The 406-nt window shown below is 56.2% G+C and carries 1 protein-coding gene; it reads left to right on the plus strand.

Annotated elements, in window-relative coordinates; genetic code table 11:
- On the plus strand, positions 1-204 hold a 204-nt coding region (locus FYK55_RS28835), incomplete at its 5' end, for an iron-sulfur cluster assembly scaffold protein (protein ID WP_161604838.1).
- Between the last annotated feature and the right edge of the window lie 202 nt (positions 205-406).

Below are 406 nucleotides of genomic sequence, written 5' to 3' on the forward strand. Positions count from 1 at the left end.
CTGGGAAACGGCTGCGTGATCAGTCAGGCCGCCGCCTCGATGCTCTGTCAGCAAGTCGATGGGATGTCGCTGGAGAAGGCACGTTTGCTGACCCCCAAGGACATGCTTGATCTGCTTGGGTGCCAAATCTCTCCACTTCGGCAGCAGTGCGCCTTGCTGGGGCTAGAAGCTCTCCGGGCGTTGCTGCCTCAGGAGAGCGACTGACCGCCATTGCTTTCGACTTCTTTCAACATCACTTGCGGCTGAATCTTTCGCTATCCGCATTCGCCATTTTCAAGGCTATCGACCCATGTCCTCCAAGAAATCTCGAAACCGTAACCGCTCGATCGTTTCCAAAGCATCCGGTGGCAGATTGCGTGTTCATCAAACTTCCGAATCGCAACGCGATACGCGACGCTCCCGTCGT

The organism is Roseiconus nitratireducens (genome assembly GCF_008629675.1).
Lineage (GTDB): Bacteria > Planctomycetota > Planctomycetia > Pirellulales > Pirellulaceae > Stieleria > Stieleria nitratireducens.